This window comes from Amycolatopsis pretoriensis, assembly GCF_900107925.1.
In the GTDB taxonomy this organism is placed as follows: Bacteria; Actinomycetota; Actinomycetes; order Mycobacteriales; family Pseudonocardiaceae; genus Amycolatopsis; species Amycolatopsis pretoriensis.
In genome coordinates, this window is the sequence record NZ_FNUJ01000009.1 from 132,784 (window position 1) to 151,402 (window position 18,619).

The 18,619-nt window shown below is 71.5% G+C and carries 18 protein-coding genes; 7 read left to right on the top strand and 11 right to left on the bottom strand.

Features of this window, described 5'->3' with window-relative positions; all coding sequences use genetic code 11:
• Positions 1-15: 15 nt before the first annotated feature.
• Positions 16-1,038 (bottom strand): C40 family peptidase, encoded by a 1,023-nt coding sequence (locus BLV96_RS36255; protein ID WP_086677059.1) that lies wholly within the window; start codon positions 1,036-1,038, stop codon positions 16-18.
• Between the two features lie 81 nt (positions 1,039-1,119).
• On the opposite strand from BLV96_RS36255, the gene BLV96_RS36260 reads away from it, so the two are divergent.
• From BLV96_RS36260 to BLV96_RS36280, 5 genes are all read left to right on the top strand, one after another.
• Positions 1,120-1,917 carry a biotin--[acetyl-CoA-carboxylase] ligase gene (locus tag BLV96_RS36260; protein ID WP_086677058.1) on the top strand — a complete coding sequence of 266 codons (798 nt, stop codon included), beginning with the start codon at positions 1,120-1,122 and terminating at the stop codon, positions 1,915-1,917.
• A gap of 85 nt (positions 1,918-2,002) precedes the next feature.
• Positions 2,003-2,590, top strand: coding sequence for a PH domain-containing protein (locus BLV96_RS36265; RefSeq protein WP_086677083.1), 588 nt, complete (start codon positions 2,003-2,005; stop codon positions 2,588-2,590).
• On the top strand, positions 2,590-3,519 hold the full coding sequence (locus BLV96_RS36270; protein ID WP_086677057.1) for a hydroxymethylglutaryl-CoA lyase: 930 nt from the start codon (positions 2,590-2,592) through the stop codon (positions 3,517-3,519). Before BLV96_RS36265 ends, BLV96_RS36270 begins: the two co-directional genes overlap by 1 nt.
• Before the next feature lie 103 nt (positions 3,520-3,622).
• Positions 3,623-4,594 (top strand): TNT domain-containing protein, encoded by a 972-nt coding sequence (locus tag BLV96_RS36275; protein ID WP_244180740.1) that lies wholly within the window; start codon positions 3,623-3,625, stop codon positions 4,592-4,594.
• Entirely contained in the window at positions 4,594-4,854 is a 261-nt protein-coding gene (locus tag BLV96_RS36280) for a hypothetical protein (RefSeq protein ID WP_003105220.1), read from the top strand. The genes BLV96_RS36275 and BLV96_RS36280 overlap by 1 nt, the downstream gene beginning before the upstream one ends.
• 63 nt (positions 4,855-4,917) lie before the next feature.
• Here the strand turns inward: BLV96_RS36280 and BLV96_RS36285 are convergent, their stop codons facing one another.
• Both BLV96_RS36285 and hisN read right to left on the bottom strand, forming a co-directional pair.
• Positions 4,918-8,157 carry a GH92 family glycosyl hydrolase gene (locus BLV96_RS36285; RefSeq protein ID WP_086677056.1) on the bottom strand — a complete coding sequence of 1,080 codons (3,240 nt, stop codon included), beginning with the start codon at positions 8,155-8,157 and terminating at the stop codon, positions 4,918-4,920.
• Between the two features lie 134 nt (positions 8,158-8,291).
• Positions 8,292-9,077 (bottom strand): histidinol-phosphatase, encoded by a 786-nt coding sequence (hisN, locus tag BLV96_RS36290; protein WP_086677055.1) that lies wholly within the window; start codon positions 9,075-9,077, stop codon positions 8,292-8,294.
• Between the two features lie 42 nt (positions 9,078-9,119).
• Between hisN and BLV96_RS36295 the strand changes: the two genes are divergently transcribed.
• Positions 9,120-9,815 carry a response regulator transcription factor gene (locus tag BLV96_RS36295; protein ID WP_086677054.1) on the top strand — a complete coding sequence of 232 codons (696 nt, stop codon included), beginning with the start codon at positions 9,120-9,122 and terminating at the stop codon, positions 9,813-9,815.
• A gap of 3 nt (positions 9,816-9,818) precedes the next feature.
• Positions 9,819-11,102: an ATP-binding protein gene (locus BLV96_RS36300; RefSeq protein WP_086677053.1), complete on the top strand. Its 1,284-nt coding sequence runs from the start codon at positions 9,819-9,821 to the stop codon at positions 11,100-11,102.
• Here BLV96_RS36300 and BLV96_RS36305 read toward each other — a convergent pair.
• The 8 genes from BLV96_RS36305 to BLV96_RS36340 all read right to left on the bottom strand — a co-directional run bounded on the left by BLV96_RS36305 (position 11,099) and on the right by BLV96_RS36340 (position 18,599).
• The gene (locus BLV96_RS36305) at positions 11,099-11,524 is read right to left on the bottom strand and encodes a Pvc16 family protein (RefSeq protein WP_086677052.1); all 426 of its coding nucleotides are present in this window, start codon (positions 11,522-11,524) and stop codon (positions 11,099-11,101) included. The genes BLV96_RS36300 and BLV96_RS36305 overlap by 4 nt on opposite strands.
• Before the next feature lie 3 nt (positions 11,525-11,527).
• Positions 11,528-12,160 (bottom strand): response regulator transcription factor, encoded by a 633-nt coding sequence (locus tag BLV96_RS36310; RefSeq protein ID WP_086677081.1) that lies wholly within the window; start codon positions 12,158-12,160, stop codon positions 11,528-11,530.
• Positions 12,161-12,278: 118 nt separating this feature from the next.
• Positions 12,279-12,923 (bottom strand): response regulator, encoded by a 645-nt coding sequence (locus tag BLV96_RS36315; RefSeq protein ID WP_086677051.1) that lies wholly within the window; start codon positions 12,921-12,923, stop codon positions 12,279-12,281.
• Positions 12,924-12,941: 18 nt separating this feature from the next.
• On the bottom strand, positions 12,942-13,796 hold the full coding sequence (locus BLV96_RS36320; protein WP_086677050.1) for an NAD(P)H-binding protein: 855 nt from the start codon (positions 13,794-13,796) through the stop codon (positions 12,942-12,944).
• Positions 13,793-15,097 (bottom strand): MFS transporter, encoded by a 1,305-nt coding sequence (locus tag BLV96_RS36325; RefSeq protein ID WP_167379848.1) that lies wholly within the window; start codon positions 15,095-15,097, stop codon positions 13,793-13,795. Before BLV96_RS36325 ends, BLV96_RS36320 begins: the two co-directional genes overlap by 4 nt.
• Positions 15,098-15,329: 232 nt before the next feature.
• On the bottom strand, positions 15,330-15,857 hold the full coding sequence (locus BLV96_RS36330) for a GtrA family protein (RefSeq protein ID WP_167379849.1): 528 nt from the start codon (positions 15,855-15,857) through the stop codon (positions 15,330-15,332).
• A 38-nt stretch (positions 15,858-15,895) separates the two neighbouring features.
• Positions 15,896-16,393: a GtrA family protein gene (locus BLV96_RS36335; protein WP_086684607.1), complete on the bottom strand. Its 498-nt coding sequence runs from the start codon at positions 16,391-16,393 to the stop codon at positions 15,896-15,898.
• Between the two features lie 10 nt (positions 16,394-16,403).
• A complete protein-coding gene (locus BLV96_RS36340; RefSeq protein ID WP_091390048.1) occupies positions 16,404-18,599 on the bottom strand; it encodes a sigma-70 family RNA polymerase sigma factor in 2,196 nt (731 codons plus the stop codon).
• Positions 18,600-18,619: the final 20 nt, after the last annotated feature.

The window sequence follows — 18,619 nt, forward strand, 5'->3', positions numbered from 1 at the left end:
ATCGGCTCCGGTGATTCAGGCCGGGCGGCCCGCGCCCGCGTAGTCGTCGCCCTTCGAGTGGTACGTGTGGATCTGGATCGCCTGGCCCTCGGTCGGCGCGTTGATCATCAGGCCGTTGCCCAGGTACAGCCCCACGTGGTGGATGCGCGTCGCCGGGCTGCCGTAGAACACCAGGTCGCCCAGGCGGGGCTCCTGCGTGGCCGGGACCGGCGGCAGCGCGCGGAACTGGCTGTCCGCCGTCCGCGGCAACGACACCCCCGCGCTGTCGTACGACGCCTTCGTCAGGCCCGAGCAGTCGAAGCCCGCCGCCCCCGCGTCCGGGCCGTTGCCGCCCCACACGTACGGGAGGCCGAGCTGGCCCAGGGCGAACCGCGTCGCCTGGACGCGCGGTGACGAAGCCGACGCCGGGTCCAGGGAGAGCGTCGCGTACAGCTGGGCCATGCCCAGGACGCGCTGGCGGAACAGCTCCGTGTCGTTGCCCGGGTGGTACGCCGCGATCGCCTTCCACCAGCCCTGGCCCGCGCCGAGGTCCGTGCCGCCCGCGCACAGCGCACGGCCGGCCGCGATCGGGGCCTCACCGCCGTACTTCTTGGCCTGTGCCGCCGTCAGCCCCAGTGCGTTCCCGCCGGCGCGGCCGTGGTTCGACGCCGCCGAGCCGACGCCCGCCAGCGTGACCCACGAGAGGTGGCACGACGGGTCTTCGCTCCGCAGCGTCAGCTCGCCGTTCGCGTAGCCGATCAGCGCGTCGGCGGGGATGTCCAACGGCCCCGCCAGCTGCTCGGCCCACTGCTGCAACGGGCTCTTGCCACCCTGGCCGGACGCGCCCTGACCCGGCTCCTGCGCCTTCACCGGTGCGCTGACCTCGAGGACCGACGGGCCCGACGCCGCGTCGCGCGCCACCGGGAGCGGGGCGGGCGGGGGTTCGGGCGCGCGGTCGGCCAAGAGGAAGCCCGCGGTGACCAGACCCGCCACGAGCGGCAGCGCGACGAGGCCGCGCAGGGCCGCGCCACGAGCCCAGGAGGTCGGCTTGGTCGTCACGGGATCCAACTTAGAAGAGCGCACCTCTTGGTGAACGACTGAGTAGCTTGCACGTTAGGGGGACTCTCATATGGTGGACACATGACTGAGATCGACGCTGCCCGGCTGAGTGCGGCACTCCAGGATCGGTACGCGAAGATCGACGTCGTCGAGCGCACCGGCTCCACCAACGCCGACCTGCGGAAAGGCCTCGAAGACGGCGCCGCGGACCGGACCGTTCTGCTGGCCGAGGAGCAGACCGCGGGCGTCGGCCGCCGGGCGCGTCAGTGGAGCTCCCCGAAGGGCGCGGGGCTGTACCTGAGCGTCGCGCTGCGGCCGGACGTCCCGTTCACGGCGCTGGGCTCACTCTCCGTCGTCGCCGGGCTCGCCGTCCGGGCGGCCGCGGCCTCCGTCGGGGTCGACGCCGCGCTCAAATGGCCCAACGACGTCCTCTGCGGGGGCGCCAAGTGCGCCGGGATCCTCGCCGAGGCCGTCGCCGGGAACCCGCCGTCGATCGTGCTCGGCATCGGCCTCAACGTCCTGCCGCTCGGCGACGTCCAGCCGGGCCCGGGCGGCCTGCCCGCGACGTCGCTCGCCGAGCTCGGTGCCACGAACACCGACCGCACCGACGTCGCGATCGCGCTGCTCACCGAGTTCGACGAGCTCGAGAAGCGCTGGCGGCTCGCCGGTGGCGACCTCACCGAGGCGGGCCTGCTCGGCGACTACCGCGCCCACTGCTCGACCCTCGGCCAGGACGTCGAGGTGCAGCTGCCGGACGGCACGTCGCTCACCGGGCGCGCCGCCGACATCGACGCCGCCGGCCAGCTCCAGGTCGACATGGTGGGCGGCCAGCGGCACACCGTGTTCGCGGGTGACGTGGTGCACGTCCGCCCGGCCTGATTCTTCGGGGCGTTGCACTCACCGGCCGGGCGTCTCGCCGGTACGGTGAGGCGACACCGCCGCACCGACCTTGGGAGTGTCCGCCGTGGCTTATCCGGACGATTTGCTCAGCGAGCAAGAGCACGTCGTGGTGCACAGTCACCCCCACTTCAAGATGCTGATCTTCCCGACGCTCGCGTTCCTGGTCACCCTGGGCGCGGGGATCTGGCTCGCGATCCTGGCGAAGGACGCCGGCTCGCCGTGGAACACGGTCGGGCTGATCGCCATCGCGGTCGTCGCCCTCGTGCTGATCGTGTGGCTGTTCCTGGCGCCGCTCGTCCGCTGGCGGACCACCCACTTCATCGTGACCACCGACCGCCTCATCGCCCGCGAAGGCGTGCTGAAGCGCACCGGCATCGACATCCCGATGGGCCGCATCAACAGCGTCCAGTTCGAGCACGGCCTGCTCGACCGGGTCTTCGGCTGCGGCACCCTGATCATCGAGTCGGCGTCGGACGAGCCGCTGCGGTTCGAGGACATCCCGCACGTCGAGAAGGTGCACACGGTCATCTACCGCGAGGTCAACGACAACCCGTACGACGACTACCGGCCGGGCACCCAGCAGCAGCCCCAGCGGACCGAGCCGCTGCCGCCCCAGGGCGGGCACCCGCCGCGCGGCGATCGACGCCGCTGATGGGCACGCGTGAACTGGGCCTGCCGGAGCGGGTCCCCTCGGCGAGCGAACTGCCCGAGCGCGTCACGATCTGGGAGGTCGGCCCGCGGGACGGCCTGCAGAACGAGAAGACGATCGTGCCGGTCGAGGTCAAGCTGGAGTTCCTCGACCGGCTCGCGGGCGCGGGCCTGACGACGCTGGAGGCGACGAGCTTCGTGCACCCGAAGTGGGTGCCGCAGCTGGCCGACGCCGAGCAGCTGCTCGCCGGGCTGGATCGCCGCGCGGGCGTCCGCTACCCGGTGCTCGTGCCGAACGAGAAGGGCCTCAACCGGGCTCTCGACGCCGGTGTCGAGCACATCGCGATCTTCGCCAGCGCGACGGAGACGTTCGCGCAGAAGAACCTCAACTCCTCGCTGGACGAGCAGTTCGGGATGTTCGAGCCGGTCGTGACGCGGGCGCGGGAGGCGGGCGTCGACGTGCGCGGCTACCTCTCGATGTGCTTCGGCGACCCGTGGGAGGGCGCCGTGCCGGCCAAGCAGGTCGCCGACGCCGGCCGCCGCCTGCTCGACATGGGGTGCTCGCAGCTTTCGCTGGGCGACACCATCGGCGTCGCGACCGCGGGCCAGGTGGAGAACCTGATCGGGCTGTTCGGCGATGTCGGTACTTTGGCCGTGCACTTCCACGACACCTACGGTCAGGCTCTCGCCAACACGCTCGCGGCGCTCCGATGTGGAGTGTCGACTGTGGACTCTTCGGCGGGCGGGCTCGGGGGCTGCCCGTACGCCGAGTCGGCGACGGGGAACCTGGCCACCGAAGACCTGGTGTGGATGCTCGACGGTCTGGGTATCGCTCACGGAGCCGACCTGGACGCGCTGGTGGCGGTCAGCACCTGGATGGCGGGACAGCTCGGCCGACCGAGCCCGTCCCGAGTGGTCGCCGCGCTCAGCTGACCTCGCCCGCACCCGCGCCCGGGGGGTGCGGTATCAAGGGGGACCGGCAGCACCGCGGCCGCGTCGAACGATGTGTGCCCGCGGGCACCGACCGAGCCGGAGGATGGGTGTGACCGAGCCTTCCGAGGCGGGCTCCGAACCGGTCGAGGCCGACCTCGACACGGGGCCGATCCGGCTGCCCGAGTACGGGCTGACGGATTCCGGTGCCTTCGAGGAGGCGCCGACCCCGCCCTCGGGCAACCCCGCGGCGTGGCCGCACGCGGTGTCGCCGCTGCTGCCGCCGTTCCCGCTGCCGCCGGCCCCGCCGGCTCCGGTGTCGGCTCCTGCGCCGGTCGCGGCGCCCCCGCCGGTCGCCGGGCCGCCGCTCAGCCCCGGTTCGCCGGCGCCGGTGCCGCCGCTCGGGTCGCCGCGCACGGAACGGGAAAGCGTTGTCGCGCTGTTCCTCGTGCACATGTTCCCGATCGGGCACCTGCCGGTCGCCATGGACAGGCCGGCGCTGCAGCTGCCGCTGCCCGACGACCCGGACGGCTTCGGCCCGAACGACCACCCGGACGCCCGGCTGATCTTCGACGACCAGGCGCTCACCAACGTCACCGCCGGGTTCCGGCGCTCGCCGACGGCGCCGTCGCGGCCGGTGCCTCGGCACCTGACCAACGGGTACGTGCCGTACGCCCACGCGACGCAGGCGGTGTGGATCCGCCGGTTCGTCGTCGGGCACAGCGAACTCGGGCCCGAATACGCGTGGCCGCCGGGCGACTACTACCCCGAAGGCTGCGTCGACCACGGCGAGCCGGTGATGGTCCCGATGAACACCGTGCTCGACCGCTTCGGCCCGGCGCACGGCCGCGTGTTCTTCGCCGACGGGACGCCCTTCGCGGAACGCTCGCTGCCGCCCGGGATGCTCGACGCCGAGTACCGCCGGTACGTCGTGGTGCGCGCGGTGCCGATGTGGCGGGCGGAGACGGCGAACTGGTTCGGCCAGGTCGGCGGCGGCAGCCGGTACCGTGCGCTGCTGGCGGCCGACGAACTGGTGACCCTCGGCTACCTCGCCGAGGCCAAGGGGGATGAGGACTGATGAACACGCAGTCGATCCAGCGCTGGCTCGGCGTGCTGGGCGTGCCGCCGGAGGTCGTCTCGCTCGGCGCCGAGGTCGACAACGCCTGGTGCCTGATGCAGGGCGAGGACGAGGCGTGGGAGGTCTTCTGGCGGGAGCAGGGCAACCGCTACGACTGGGCGCGGTTCACCAGCGAGCAGGTGGCGTGCCACTACCTCTTCGGCCGGCTGGCCTGGGCGCAGGTCGCCCGCGGCGCCGTCGGCCTGCTCCCCGGCTCCTGAACGGAGCTTTCACGTGAAAGCTCCGCCCGCAGGTGGGAGCTTTCACGTGAAAGCTGTGGCCGGTCAACTCACCGCGAAGGTGAAGATGTGGGCTTGGCCGGCGCCGGTGGACGTCGGCAGGGTGATGCTGCGGACCTGCTTCGCCGGGTCCAGGGCTACCGGCGCCGTCGCGAACAGGTACGACGTGTACGGCCGCGACAGCCGGAACATGTACCTCGGGAACGCCGAATTCACGTACGGCACCGATGCGACGACGGTGTTCCCGAACTGCGGCGTCTCCTCACCACCCCTCAGCAACCACTCCGACAGGCCCAAGGGCGCCGCCAGGGTCGTGCCGTCGGTGTAGGTGACCGTCACGGTGCCCTGGGCGTCGCCGCCGGTCGCCGAACCGAGGAACGACAGCTTCGTCGCCCCCTTGGCCGCGTTCACCGCAAGCGTTTGCCCCGAGGCGATCACGTTGTCCGGCGCCCCCGCCGGGCTCGACGGCCAGGTGAACTCCCGCACCTTCGCGCCCGGCGTGACGCCGCTCGCGGCCAGCCCCTGCGCGGAGTAGGCGAACTGGCCCGGGTAGAGGTCGGTCTCGCCGAAGTCGCCGTACTGGACGAACTTGTCGTCCGTGACGCCGACGTTCGTGTTCGCCGCGTGCAGTGACCCCGGTGTCCCGACCGTCACCGGCAGCTGCGCGGGCACTTGACCGCCGAACTCCACCGGCACGCTCGTGTACGCGTCCTGCGTCCCGGCCGCCGCGGTTACACGAACCTGCTGCGACGCGGATCCGTGCGCGCCCACGGTGAGCGTCCCGCTCGACGGCGTCACGGTGATCCCGGCCGGCGGTTTCGCCTGCCACGTCACCGTGCCGCCGCCCGTGATGCCTTCCGCGATGACCGTGGCCGTGGTCGCGGAACCGGGAGCGACGACGACCCGGCCGGGCCCGACGCGCCCGCGCACCGGGACCTCACCGTCACGGAAGGACGGTGGGACGTCGGAAGCACCCGAGCCCCACGACGTCGGCGACGCACCGAGCGTGAAGTCGAGTCGTCCGCCGTTCACCGCGAAGGACTCCGGCAGCCACGGCTTGGTGCTCGACTTTCCGTTCACCCGAAGGGCCTGAACGTACTTCACCGAGCTGGACGCGCCGGGCGCGGTGATCGTGATTTGCTGCCCGGTCGCGCGGGTCAGCGTGATCTTCGGGAACATCGGGCTCGCCAGCACCATTTCGGCGCGCCCGGGCGCTTCCGGGTACATGCCGAGCGCGGCGAAGACGTACCACGCCGACGTCGCGCCGAGGTCGTCGTTGCCGGGCAGGCCGTCCTCGGTCGGCTTGAAGAGCAGTTCCGCCGAGCGGCGCACGATGTCCTGCGTCTTCGCCGGCGCCCCCGCGTACGCGTACTCCCACGGCACCTCGAACGACGGCTCGTTCGACATGAACGCGTACGGCGAACTGGCGTCACTGTTCAGCTTCGTGAAGAAGAAGTCGAGCCGCTTCTTCGCCGCGTCGTCGCCGCCCATCGCGTCGAAGAGCCCGCGGACGTCGTAGGGCACCATCCACGTGTACTGCGCCGCGTTCCCTTCCTGGTAACGCATTTCCTCGTACTTCGCGGGGTCGAACGGCGAGAGGAACTGGCCGTCGCGCAGCCGCGTCTGCAGGTAGCCCGTGGCGGGGTTGTAGACGTTTTCCCAGTACTGGGCCCGGGACATGAAGTGGTGGTAGGTATCCGAAGCACCGAGCCGCTGGGCCAGCTGCGCGATGCCGAAGTCCGCGGTCGTGTCCTCGAGCATGTCGGAGACGTTGTTGGGGTGGTACCCCAGCGCCAGGTAGTCCGACAGGCCCGGCCGTTCGAGGGCGCGTTCACCGGCCTGCTGGACACGGGTGGCGCCGGTGACCATCGACTTCAGCGCGTGGGACGCGTCGAAGTCCGTGGCACCGAAGGCGTACGTGCTGGCGATGATCGAGTGGTACGGGTCGCCGCCCATCACGCCCATGAAGTCGTTGTTCTGCGACCAGCGGTCCCAGATCCCGCCGGCCTGGTCCGCCTGGTTGAGCATCGACTGCGCCATGTCGGCGGCTTCGTGCGGCGCGAGCATCGACAGCAGCTGGACTTCGTCGCGGTAGGTGTCCCAGCCGGAGAAGTTGGCGTACTGCGCGTGTCCCGGCTTCGTGAGGTGGATCTTCTTGTCGAAGCCCGCGTAGCGACCGTCCACATCGGAAAAGACGTTCGGCTGCAGGAGCGTGTGGTAGAGCGCGGTGCAGAACGTCCGGGTCGCCGCGTCCGTGCCGCCTTCGACGGTGATCTGCCGCAGCCGGTCGTTCCAGGCCTGCCGTGCCCGCGCCTTGACCGTGTCGAAGGAGTCGTGCCGCTGTTCCAGCAGGGAGTTCAGCCGGGCGCCCTGCGCGTCCACATAGGACACGCCGACGCGCACCTGGACCGGCTTGGCGGGGTCGAACGTCAGGTAGGCGCCGGAACCGCCGTCGGCGGTGACGACCTGCTTGTCCCAGGTCGTCTTGCTCAGGTCACCACCGCGGGCGCTGGTGCCACCGGGTGTCACGACGGCGTCCTGCCAGGTCCCGGACGTCGTGAAGGGCTGGTCGAACGACGCGCTGAAGTAGAGCTTGTACGTGTTGGGACCGCGGCAGAAGTGACCGCTGGACACCCAGCCGGAAACGGTCCGGTTCGCGGGGTCGACCGTCACCGAGGCGTCGTCGCTGCCCATCGCCGACTGCGCGACGTCGATGAGCAGCGTGGCGGGGGAGTCCTTCGGGAAGGTGAAGCGGCCCAGGCCGGAGCGCTGGGTCGCGGTCAGCTCGGTCGTGATGCCGGAGTCCGTCGTCACCTTGTAGTAGCCGGGCGACGCGGATTCGTTGGCGTGGCTGAAGGTGGGGAAGTACTTCGTCGCGTCGACGGCGGGTGACGTCGTGATGTTCCCGGCGAACGGCAGGAACGGGACGTCGCCGGCCGCGCCACCGCAGCCGGCGCCGTTGAAGTGGGTGAGGCTGAAGCCGCGGAGCTTGTTCTCTTCCCAGGCGTAGCCGCCGTCGCGGTCGCGGGCGTAGTACCGGCCCTGCCCGGCGGGCGGTTTGGGCTGCAGCGGCGTGTCGGGGCTCCACTGCACCATGCCGAACGGGACGTCGGCGCCGGGGAACGTGTCGCCGGCGTAGGTGTTGGTCTCGGGGGTGTCGCCGGCCTTCGCGCCGACGAACGGGTTGACGTAGGACGCGAGGTCGGTCTCGTGGGCGGCCGCCGGAGTGGCCGCGACGGCTGTGAACAGGGGAATGACCAAAGCCGCGGTGACGACTCTGCGCATGCTCTTCCTCCCGGGGTGAGCGGGCCGCCCGTGCTGACAACGTTGTCAACGGACCGGGTGACCCGGTGAGCACTGGGAGTGAAGCACCGGTGGTTCAGGCCGGTCAAGAAGTTCCCGCCGAGCGGCCTACCCGGTTACCGCTTGAGGACCGCGAGCGCGTCGTCGTGGAGGAGGCCGTTCGTCGACAGCGCGCTCCCGTTGTCGTACCGCGCGACGCCGTCGAGGTCGCTGAACCGGCCGCCGGCCTCGGTGACGATGACCTGCGCGGCCGCGACGTCCCACGGGTTCACGATGCACTCCGCCGCGACGTCGAGGGCGCCTTCGGCCACCAGGACGTGGTGCCAGAAGTCGCCGAACGCGCGCGTCTCCCAGCACGCGTCCACCAGGCCGAGGTACTTCTCGCGCGAGTGGTACTCGGTCCACGAGTTCAAGTCCGTAGTGGACAGATAAGCGTCCGAAAGGGACGAAACCTTCGAAACCGCCAGCTGCCGGGTCCCGGCGGTGTCCGACGAGAAGGCGCCGGAACCGGTCGCCGCCCACCAGCGGCGGCCCAGCAACGGCGCGCTGATCATGCCGACGACCGGGTCGCCGTCCGCCACCAGGGCGATGAGGGTCGCCCAGACGGGTACACCTCGGAGGAAGTTCTTGGTGCCGTCGATCGGGTCGAGCACCCACGCCCGGCCGGTCGCCGCCGAGCCGCCGCGCTCCTCGCCCAGAACCGCGTCCGCGGGGCGTTCCGAAGCGAGCACGGACCGGATCGCGTCCTCCACCGCGGTGTCCGCGTCGGTCACCGGCGTGCGGTCGGGCTTGCGCTCCACCGCGAGGTCCAGGGCGCGGAACCGCGCCGTCGTGATCGCGTCGGCGGCGTCGGCCAGCCGGGTGGCGAGGGCCAGATCATCTTCGTAGCCAGGCACGGTCACGATGGTTTCACGCCCGTGCGCCGTAGAGTTGGCCAGGTGAGCATGGTCCTACTTGCCGAAGACGATCCGGCCATCGCCGAACCGCTCTCCCGCGCCCTCGAACGCGAGGGATACGAGATCCACGTCGTCACCGACGGCCCTTCGGTCCTCGACGCGACCGCCGCCCAGAGAGTCGACCTGCTCGTGCTCGACCTCGGGCTGCCCGGCATGGACGGCCTGGAGGTCTGCCGGCGCCTGCGGGCCAACGGCACCGAGCTGCCCGTCCTGATGCTCACCGCTCGCACCGACGAGGTCGACTTCGTCGTCGGCCTGGACGCGGGCGCCGACGACTACGTCGCCAAGCCGTTCCGCCTCGCCGAGCTGCTCGCCCGGATCCGCGCGCTGCTGCGCCGCCGGGTGCCCGAGGTGCTGGAGGCCGGCGGCGTGCGGATGGACCTGGGTGCGCGGCTGGTCACCGTCGACCTGCACGAGGTCCAGCTCGCGAACAAGGAGTTCGAGCTGCTGCGCGTGCTGATGAGCCGCGCCGGGCAGGTCGTCAGCCGCGACGAGATCCTCGCCGAGGTCTGGAACGACCTCGAGTCGAAGACGTCCAAGACCCTCGACATGCACATGTCGTGGCTGCGGCGGAAGCTCGCCATCGCCGCGGACGAGGCCGCCGGGCGCACCAGCAAGGCCCACGACGGCGAGCGGCGGATCGCGACCGTCCGCGGCGTCGGCTTCCGGTTCAACGCCGAATAAGCCGTGCGCCGCCGCATCCTGCTGGCCATCCTGCTGGCCGTCGCCGTCACCGCGGCGGTCCTCGGCATCCCGCTGGGCATCGTGGCGAGCTGGCAGATCGAGTCGAGCTACCGCGAGACGCTCGCCGAGAACGCCCGCGCGGCGGCGGCGATCCTGGACACCGAGATCGCCAACGGCCAGCCGATCGACCTCGACCAGGTTCGCGCGGCGGTGCCGGCGAACGGCCTGCTCACCGTGCAGGTCCCCGACCAGCAGGAAAAGCGCTACGGCAACGACCCCGGGCCGGACACCGTCACCGAGACGGCCGACCTGGCCCGCGACGGCAAGGTCGCGATCGCCGTCCCGGCCGGTCCGATGCACGAACGGCAGACGACCGTGACGCTGGTCGTCGTGCTGCTGGTGCTGCTGTCGGTGGCCACCGGCGCGGTGGTCGCGATCGCGACGGCCCGGCGGCTCGCGAAGCCGCTGCGGCACGTCGCCGAACGCGCGTCCCGCCTCGGCGGCGGCGACTTCCGGCCCGACCCGAGCCGCTACGGCGTCGGCGAGCTCGACATGGTCGCCGAGGCCCTGGACGCGTCCGGCACCGCGCTCGCCCAGCTCGTGCAACGGGAACGCCAGCTCGTCGGCGACGTCTCGCACCAGCTGCGCAGCCGGCTGACGGCGTTGCAGCTGCGGCTGGAACCGCTCACCGTGCACCCGGACGAAGAGGTGGCCGACGAGTCGAAGGCGGCCCAGGAACAGGCTGACCGGCTCGCCGAAGCGCTGGACGAGCTGCTGGCGGCGGCCCGGGCGGCGCGCGAGGTCGGCGCGGAACCGGTGGACCTGCCGACCCAGCTGCCCGAGATGGCGCAGGAGTGGCGCGAGCTGCTGCGCGCCGAAGGCCGCAACCTCCGGATGCGGGTGGCCGACGGCCTGATGGCCCGCGCGACCCCCGGGCGTCTTCGCGAAGTCGTCGGCGTGCTGCTGGACAACGCCCTGCGTCACGGTTCGGGCACGGTCATGGTGGCCGCCCGCCGCGGGGACGCCGAGGGCACGGTGGTGATCGAGGTCAGCGACACGGGCTCGGGCGTCCCGGACGAGCTGGCCCCGCACATCTTCGAACGCGGCTTTTCGGGCGGCGGGTCGACCGGCGTCGGGCTGGCCCTGGCGCGCGCCCTGGTGGAAGCGGACGGCGGCCGGCTGGAGCTGTCGAACCGGCGGCCGGCGGTGTTCAGCCTCTTCCTCAAGGTGCCGCGCCCGAGCGACGTGCCCGAGGTCCGGTGGCCCGCGGAGCGCGTCCCGCGTTAGTCCGCGTCGGCCGTGACGAGCAGGACGAACCCGGCTCGCGCGGGCATACCCAGGCTCGTCCACAGTCCCGTCGGATCCGTTGCGGCCAAGGATATCCGCACCGGGGAAGCGCTTTCCGCGGGCAGCCGCCCGGCGTCCAGCACCGCGTGCAGCGCGGCGTCGAGCAGGGCGTGCTCGTCCTGGACCGCTCCGGCCCGCGCGGTGACGAGGTAGGAAAGCGCGCAGCGCCGGGCCGCGCGCTTCCCTTCCCCCTCGTTTCCCTCCCCGACGGCGTCGCGCAGCGCGAAGAGGAACAGCTCCACGCTCCGCACCTGCGACTCCGTCTGCCAGGTCGGCTTCGGCGGATCGAGCCGGATCTGCGTGCCCGCCGGCAGGCGGGGCCGCAACAGCCGGCACAAAGCGTCGTCGACCTGGGCGATCATGGGTCAGATCAACCCTTCACGCAGTGCGTACGCGACCGCGTGCGACCGGTTGCGCAGCTGGAACCGGTTGGTCACGTCGTGCAGGATGCTCTTCACCGTGCGCTGCGAGTAGCACAGCTGGTCGGCGATCTCCTGCGTCGAATACCCCGCCGCGACGAGCCGCAGCACCTCCGTCTCCCGGTTGCTCATCCCGCCCAGGTGCAGGCCACGCGGCTGGAGCACCTGGCGCTGCAGGCGGGACACCCGGGTCAGCAGCCGGCCGAGCAGGTCGGGCGGCAGCGCGCCCTCCCCGGCCGCGGCCGCCTTGATCAGCCGGACGAGCACCTCCGGCCCGGCGTCGGCGCGGCGGGCGACCGCGCAGACCCCGTGCTCGACGGCGTTGAGGATCTCGTTGTCGTCGACTTCGCCCGCGACCAGCACGATGCGGGTGAAGCCCTGGTGGTGCAGCGCGGACAGCAGCTGGGTCATCGTCTCGTCGAGCCGGTCGGCGACCAGCAGCGCGACCATGGCCGAGTCGGCCGCCTCCCCGTCGACCACCCGGACCTCGTCGCGCGAACGCAGCGCCATGCAGACGCCGTTGTGCAGGATCGGATCGGTGGCGCGGACCACCACCGGCGTCCTGTCGGATTCGAACATCGTCACCCATTCCCCTCGAACGGTGCGAGGGTTTCCACCCCTCACCCCATCCACAGTGCCCGGAAAGGTGTCCCGGGCGCATGGGACCGGCGTCCCGAATTGCCCGGAATACTGCCCGTCAGGACCGGCCGAGTCCCGCGTCGCGCGCCCGGACGATCGCTTCGGCGCGGTCGGCGACGTGCAGTTTCGCGAAAACGTTCGAGATGTGGTTGCGCACCGTCTTCGGGCTCAGGCAGAGCGTGTTCGCGATGACGCCGTTGCTGTGCCCGGCCGCGATCAGGGACAGGACCTCGCGCTCACGCCCGGTCAGCTCCGGGAACACCGGCTCGCTCGTGGGCGGCGGCTGGTTGAAGAAGCCGAGCACGCGGTTCGCGATGTCGGGACCGAAGATGGCCTCGCGCCGGGCGACCGCCTGGACGGCGCGGATGATCTCGTCCGGCTCGGCGTCCTTGAGCAGGTAGCCGCGGGCACCGGCGCGCATCGCCGCGAAGACCGACTCGCTTTCGTCGGCCATCGTCAGCATCAGCACGCCGGTGTCCGGGCTGACGGCCGCGATGTGCCGGGTCGCCTGGATCCCGGACAGGTCGGGCAGGTGCAGGTCCATCACCACGACGTCGGGGAGCAGCGCGCCCGCGGCCTCGATCGCCGCGGCGCCGCTGGCCGCCTCACCCACGATTTCGATCTCGGGCTCGGCGTCCAGCAGCGTGCACACGCCGAACCGGAACAACGGGTGGTCGTCCACGACGAGCACGCGCAGACCCATCCGGTCACCTCCCCGCTGTCACCCCCCGTAATGGTAAGTGAAGGCGGCCGCGTTCTCACGTGCCCATTTCGCGAAGGTCAGCGGCGGCCGGCCGAGCACGCGTTCGACGGTGTCGAACACGACGTGTTCGCGCTCGGCGGATTCCCGCTTCAGGGCGAAGAATCCGTCGACGGCTTCGGCGGGCCAGCCGAATCGGCGCACCATGCGTTCCCGCGCGGCGGTTTCCGGTTCTTCGACGAATTCAACCGGACGGCCGATCGCGTCGGCGAGGATCGCGACCTGCTGGGCGGTCGTGAGGGCTTCACCGCCGGTGAGTTCGTAGGTCGCGCCTTCGTGCCCGGACGTCGTGAGGGCGAGCGTCGCGACCGCGGCGATGTCCCGGACGTGGACCAGTGCCGACGCGGGGTCGCCTTCGGGCACGTACACGGCGTTCTCGTCGCGGATCGAGCCGAGCCAGGCGAACCGGTTGTCCATGAACGCGCCGGGCCGCAGGATCGTCCAGGCCGGCCCGGCTTCGCGGATCGCCTGCTCGGCTTCGGCGTGGGCGCGGGTGATCGGGTCCGTCTGTCCGAAGTAGACACCGGTGGTGGACAGCTTGACGAGGTGGGTGACCCCGGCGTGCGCGGCGGCTTGGGCGACCGCGGTTTCGCGTTCGGTGCTGTGGCCTTGGGTCAGCACGAAGACGCGGTCGGCGCCGTCGAGCAGGGCGGGCAGGTCGGCGGTGTCGAGGTCGCCTTGCACGACTTCGGCGCGCGGATCGATGCGGGCCTTGGCCGGGTCGCGGGTCAGCGCGCGGACGGCGGCGCCGGCGTCGAGCAGGGCGGGGACGAGGGCGCGGCCGACCTTGCCGGTGGCGCCGAGGACGAAGATCATCGGTGGTTTCCTTTTCCGCGAAGCGGGACGTGGGGGAGCGCGAACGCCGTGACGAGGGCGAGCGCGAGCACCGGCAGCAGGGCGAGGAAGACGCCGTGGGTGCCGGCGGTGTAGGCGAAGCCGAGCGCGACCGGGCCGAGGCTCGAGCCGAGCGCGCGGGCGAGGTTGACGCCGGCGGCGACCGCGCCACGGTCTTCGGGTGGCGCGGTGTTCTGCGTGGCGAGGGCGAGCACCTGCAGGTTCAGCCCGGCCGCGAGCCCGAAGACGACCAGGCAGGCGACGATCTGCGGGAGCCCGTCGACGGTCAGCAGGCCGAGGACGGCGAGCAAGCCGAGCGCCATGCTGAGCCGCGGGGCCCAGCGGTACCGGCCGGTCTTGGCGATGACCTTGCTCGCGACCACGGAGGACGCGGCCACGGCGAGCGTCATGGGTGCGAGCAGGAGCCCGCCTTCCGCCGGTCCGGCGTCCTGCTGGAGGAGGACGGCGATGTAGTTGACCGAGCCGAGGAACGCGAACCCGGCGAACACGCTGAGCAGGACGGACGCGGTGAACGTCCGGTCCTTGAAGAGCCTCAGCGGCAGCACGGGCGCTTCGGCTCGGCGTTCGACGAGCACGAACGCGACGGCGGCGACGGCACCGAGCGCGGCCGACCACGGCGTGAGCAGGGTGAACCCGGTGATGGCGCAGCCGAGCAGGACGACTCCGGCGAAGTCGAAGGGCGCTTCCCGTCGCCGTCTCGGCAGGTCGAGTTTCAGCAGGAGCACGACGGCGACCAGGCCGAGCGGCAGGTTGACGAGGAAGATCGACCGCCACCCGGCGACACCAGTGAGCAGACCGCCCGCGACGGGCCCGGCGAGTGACGCGACGGCGAAGCAGATCGAGAACCACCCGAAGTACTTCGCGCCTTCGCGGGGCGAGAACATCTCGCCGAGCGAAGCGCCTACGGAGACGAAGAGGCCTCCAGAGCCGGCGCCCTGCAGAACCCGGCCGACGATGAGCGCGGTTGCCGACGGCGCGAGCCCGCAGGCGAGCGAACCGAGCAGGAACAGAGCCAGCGCGCCGAGGAGCACGCGCTTGCGGCCGAAGACGTCGCCGAGCTTGCCGTAGAGGGGAGCGGTGACGCTCCCGGCGAGCAGGTAGGCGGTGGTGACCCAGGCGTAGGTCCCGGTGGTACCGAAGTCGGCGGCGACGCGGGGGAGTGCGGTGGCGACGACCTGGGCGTCGAGCATCGCGAGGAAGACGGACAGGAAAAGCCCGATCAGGGCTGGTTTTTGGGCGCGTTTCAGCGCGGTGGTGCTCAAGAGAATGTCCTTGTTTCGTCAGGAGGGACGAGAGATGCGGACGTGCTTTTACGCACGTCCCGTCGAGTCGGGAAAAGGTTCCATCGTCACCCGCGGAGCAGGTGCGACCTCTTCGCGCTCGGAAACCACCTCGAATCGTCCCGCTCGCCCGGCCGAACCCGGACGGCGTCCTCACGAAAGAACACTGACGAAGTTGACTGTAGACAACTACATGTCAGAAGACAAGTAGTTTTCAGTGGAGGCGGGTCACGTCGCCGCTGTCGCGCCGACGTTCGCCCAGCTCATCCGGGAACACCCACTTCTTGAACCCCCAGAAGCGGAAGAACATCGCCAGCAGCATGCCGATGATCGACCCGCTCGCGAAGTCCGCGACCTCCTGCACCAGCCGCGTCACGTGTGGGACTTCCAGGTCCAGCACGTACCGGGACACGTACAGCGGAATCAGGTTCACCACGACCGCGATCCCGCTGATCACGAAGAACAGCGCGGCCTCGTGGTGGCGTTCGCGGCCGCCGCGGGTGCGGAACGACCACTCGCGGTTGAGGATGTACGACACGATCGTCGCGACGATGATCGCGATCGCCTTCGCCGTGGTCGGCTTCGACTCCAGCACCGACAGCTTCAGGAAGTACCAGACGCCGTTGTCGACCACGAACGTCGTGCCGCCCACGATCGCGAACTTCAGCAGCTCCCGGTGCTTGATCAGCACCGAACGCAGTGGTTCCGGCGTGCGTTTGAGGACGGTTTCCACAACGGTCACACCACGCAGTCTAGGAGCACACCGCGTTGACCTGTGGTTCAGGCGGCCTTGCGGTCCTGAATGTCCGGATCTTCGGCGACCTCGAGCACCCGCGCCCCTTCGGCCGGGAACACCCACTTCTTGAACGCCCACCAGCGGAACACCGTGCCGAGCAGGGTTCCGATGATGATGCCGCTGACGAAGTCGGCCACCTCGACGCCGAACGGCGACAGCCGCGGCGCCTGCAGGTCGAGCACGTACCGCGAGAACCACTGCGGCAGCGCGTTCAGCCCCAGCGCGATGCCGCTGAACAGGAAGAACAGCGCGGCCTCGTGCGTCCGCTCACGGCCGCCGCGGGTGCGGAACGACCACTCGCGGTTGGCGACGTACGAGAAGATCGTCGCGACGAGGACGCCGACGATCAGGGCCGTCACCGGGTGGGTCCGCAGCACGGTGAACTTCAGGCCGTAGTTGACGGACATGGTGATCACGAAGCTGATCCCGCCGACGACGGCGAAGCGGAGGAGCTCGCGATGCTTCTTCAGCAGCTCGCGCACCGCGCGGACGCTACCCGGTCAGCCAGCCGAATCCCTTCTCGGGGGTGACGGTCGGCGGCTGGTTGCCCGGCTTGGTGCCCGGCCGCGGCGGCGCGCTCGTCGTGGTCGACGACGTCGGCGGCTCGACCGTCGGCTCGGTCTCCGAGGTCGTGGTCGGCGGGGTCGACGTGGGCTTCGAGGGCTTCGTCGGAGTCGGCTTCGACGGGGTCGTCGACGGCGAAGCAGACGTCGTCGGCAGCGGATCCTTGCCGCACCAGTGGTGGTAGCAGCCGAAGTCGATCGTCACCGGTTCCGCCGACGCCTTGCCGAGCTTCGCGCCGATCGTGACGCGCCCGTCGTCGGGCCGGCCCTTCAGCCGCACCCACAGGTTGACGTGCTGGCCGGGGGCGAGGGCGCTCTTCGTCGTGCAGGTCGCGCCGTCGGACGTTGTCGTGCAGGGGAAGCCGCGCAGGCTCCACCACTGCCACAGCGGGTGGTCGAAGGTGACCGTGACCGGCCTCGTCGTCTCGCCGGTGTTGCGGACCCGCACGTAGACCAGCGGGTTGCGGGTCCACGGGAACGCCGAGAGCCCGTCGCCCTGGGCTTCGAGGACCACCGCGTCCGGCGGCTGCTTCACGGTGACCTTGACGCTCACCTCGACGTTGATCTGCACGCCCGCGGTGACCGCCCCGGTCACCGTGCCGCCTTCGGCGTCTTCGTCGGCCTGGAGCCGGAAGTTCAGCGTCGCGCTCTGGCCGGGCTGCAGGCCGGCGCCGGTCTTGCACGTCACCGTGCCGTCGCCGCCGGGGCAGTTCACCGAGATCGGGGTGCCGTCCTGCGCGAACGCCATCGGCGCGCCGCCGCCACCGGTGTCGACCGCGTGCACGCCCGGGGGCAGCTTCAGCGCGACGGCCACCGGCTCGGACGGGCTGCCGCCGTCGTTGCGGACGGTGATCGGCAGGTTCGTCGCGGAGCCGGGGCTGAGCTCGACGCCGTCCGGCGGGGTCGTCGCGGACATCGACGGCGGGACCGGGGCGGGCGGGGCCGGGGTCGGCGGCGCGGGCGCGGGTGCGGGCGGCTGGACCGCGGGCGGCGGCGGCTCGACCGGCGGCGCCACCGGCGGAGGCGGCGGCTGCGGAGGCGCGGGCGGGGCCGGCGGTACGGGCTTCGGCGGCGCCGGGGGCGGCTGGACGGGCTGGGCCGCGGGCGGCGGCTGCTGGGCCGCGACCGGGATCTCCTGCGCGCCACCGCCGGCGGTGAGGGCGATGACGACGGCCGCGACGATCGCCGTGCCCGAGGCCGCGACCCCGGCGAACTGGCGGGGTCCCGCGGCGGCGGCTCCCGCGGCCGCGCCGGCCTTGCCCCCGGCCGCGGCTCCGGCGGCGGCCGCACCGGCCGCCGCCGCGGTGGCCGCGCTCGCCTTCGCGGCGCCGACGGTCGCGAGGTAGCCGAGTGCCGCGCCGCCCAGGACGATCGGGGCGATGATCGCGCGCAGGCCGCCGTTGACGTCGGCGAGCTCCGCGGCCAGCGCGCGGCAGTTGTCGCACTCGTCGAGGTGGTTCTCGACCTGGTTGCGTTCGCGCTTCGACAGCCCGTCGCGGGTCCAGGCGCCGAGCCGCTCGGCGCAGGCGCGGCAGCGTTCCTCGGCGTTCTCCTGCAGGTGGACCTGCAGGTACGCCTGGCGCAGGCCCTCGCGAGCGCGGTAGGCGAGTGCCGAGACGCCGTTCGCGGTCAGGCCCAGCAGCGGCGCGACCTCGGCCGGGCTCTGCTGCTCGATCTCGGTGTGCCAGAGCACCGCCTGCCAGCGTTCGGGCAGCCGCGCGAACGCCTTGGCGGCCATCGTCCGCTCGAGCCCGGCGACGGCGGTGTCCGAGAACGGCACGGTCAGCGCTTCGGCCGAGACGTCGGTCATGTCCTCGTTGAGGTCGACCCGGCGTTCCTTGCGCGTGCGGTCGTACGCGGTGTGACGCAGCGCAGTCAGCAGGTACGCCCGGAAGGCTGTGTCCGGCCCCTTGCCACCACGCAGCGTGTCCAGCACCTTGGCGAACGCCTCGGACACGAGATCGTCGGCTTCCGAGCTCGACCGGGCCAGCTGACGAGCGAGGTTGTGCGCCGCGCCGGTGTGGCGTTCGTAGAGCGGCCCGTACGACTCGATCTTCCCGGCGCGGACCTCGGCGATCAGCTCGGCGTCACTCTTTCCGCTGAGATCGGCGGGAACGGTGGACACGGCACTCCTCGGTCGGTTAG

What these genes read in the sequence shown, in the direction of transcription:
- BLV96_RS36260 (WP_086677058.1), top strand. Translation starts at nt 1,120, where the DNA reads ATGACTGAGATCGACGCTGCCCGGCTGAGTGCGGCACTCCAGGATCGG.
- BLV96_RS36270 (WP_086677057.1), top strand. Translation starts at nt 2,590, where the DNA reads ATGGGCACGCGTGAACTGGGCCTGCCGGAGCGGGTCCCCTCGGCGAGC.
- BLV96_RS36275 (WP_244180740.1), top strand. Translation starts at nt 3,623, where the DNA reads ATGGGTGTGACCGAGCCTTCCGAGGCGGGCTCCGAACCGGTCGAGGCC.
- BLV96_RS36280 (WP_003105220.1), top strand. Translation starts at nt 4,594, where the DNA reads ATGAACACGCAGTCGATCCAGCGCTGGCTCGGCGTGCTGGGCGTGCCG.
- BLV96_RS36285 (WP_086677056.1), bottom strand. Translation starts at nt 8,157, where the DNA reads ATGCGCAGAGTCGTCACCGCGGCTTTGGTCATTCCCCTGTTCACAGCC.
- BLV96_RS36295 (WP_086677054.1), top strand. Translation starts at nt 9,120, where the DNA reads ATGGTCCTACTTGCCGAAGACGATCCGGCCATCGCCGAACCGCTCTCC.
- BLV96_RS36305 (WP_086677052.1), bottom strand. Translation starts at nt 11,524, where the DNA reads ATGATCGCCCAGGTCGACGACGCTTTGTGCCGGCTGTTGCGGCCCCGC.
- BLV96_RS36310 (WP_086677081.1), bottom strand. Translation starts at nt 12,160, where the DNA reads ATGTTCGAATCCGACAGGACGCCGGTGGTGGTCCGCGCCACCGATCCG.
- BLV96_RS36315 (WP_086677051.1), bottom strand. Translation starts at nt 12,923, where the DNA reads ATGGGTCTGCGCGTGCTCGTCGTGGACGACCACCCGTTGTTCCGGTTC.
- BLV96_RS36320 (WP_086677050.1), bottom strand. Translation starts at nt 13,796, where the DNA reads ATGATCTTCGTCCTCGGCGCCACCGGCAAGGTCGGCCGCGCCCTCGTC.